This window comes from Mesorhizobium sp. M7A.F.Ca.AU.002.02.1.1, from assembly GCF_003998535.1.
In the GTDB taxonomy this organism is placed as follows: domain Bacteria; phylum Pseudomonadota; class Alphaproteobacteria; order Rhizobiales; family Rhizobiaceae; genus Mesorhizobium; species Mesorhizobium ciceri.
Genome location: NZ_RZPB01001299.1, coordinates 1 through 955, shown reverse-complemented (window position 1 = coordinate 955; position 955 = coordinate 1). Strand labels below are relative to the sequence as shown.

At 61.3% G+C, this 955-nt stretch carries 1 protein-coding gene and 1 pseudogene; one reads left to right on the top strand and one right to left on the bottom strand.

What is annotated here, in order from left to right:
- Positions 1 to 323, bottom strand: a pseudogene (locus tag EN879_RS37275) (flagellar biosynthetic protein FliO); the annotation flags it as partial.
- Between the two features lie 225 nt (positions 324 to 548).
- Between EN879_RS37275 and EN879_RS37270 the strand changes: the two are divergent.
- Positions 549 to 955, top strand: a 407-nt coding sequence (locus EN879_RS37270; protein WP_127274780.1) for a PAS domain-containing protein, incomplete at its 3' end; no start/stop codon positions are given.

The following is a 955-nucleotide window of genomic DNA, read 5'->3' as shown; positions in this document are numbered from 1 at the left end:
TCTCCAGTCAATGCCGGCCGGCGCGGCGCCGAAAGCCGGATATCGCGCTCGACGACGACGTCGGTCGGACCGCCGATCAGAAGCAGATGTTCGATGTCGTCGCGGCGTATCAGCACCAACCTGCGATGGCTGTCGACGGCGGTGGCATCCATGACGGCCAGTCGCGTCTTGCGGTTCCGGCCGCCGGCGACGAAGGTTCCGAATGTCAGGTTGCGCACCAGCTTGACGATGACGAGAACGATGACCAGCAGGACGAGCGCTGCAAACGTCCACAACAATGCTGCGGCATAACCGGGACCTGCCACGCTATCGAGCCATTGCATTGGTTTCCCCTGATCGCCCCTTGGAAGTGATAAGACACTAGACCGTTGCAGCGGGCCACCGCAAGTTGCGTTTCACGCTGTTGAACAGCTTGAAAAACTCCGAAGGCCGGAAGACATCATTTTTATCCGACATTTGCCGCCCAGGCCTTTTCCGGACTAGGAGAATGTGATTCAACCCGGTACGGGGCGGGTGTCGGAACACCGGAATTCACGAGCAGGGGGCACATGGCCAAGGAAGCGCGCGGCGATTTCTATCCGGTACCGATCGTCGACCAGAATACGCGACCGGGCGCGGTTACCCGGCTTATCATTTTCATCGTCGTTCTGACGGGGGCCGCGATCGTCTTCGGTCTTTTCCGCGAGCGCCTCGGCGATCCTTTCCTGCTCGGCATGCTCGGCGTGCTGGCGATGATCGGCGTCGGCTTCCTGTTCGCGACGGCGATCGGCTTCGTGCAGGTCACGCCACGCTCGACAGGCGACGAACTGTCGAAATCCTTCGTCGATTCGATGTCGCAGGGGCTTCTCGTCACCGACACCAAGGGCCGCGTCGTCTACGCCAACCGCGCCTATGCGGATATGACCGGAGCATCGTCCGCTGCCGACCTGAAGACCGTCGAGGGATTGCTCTCGGA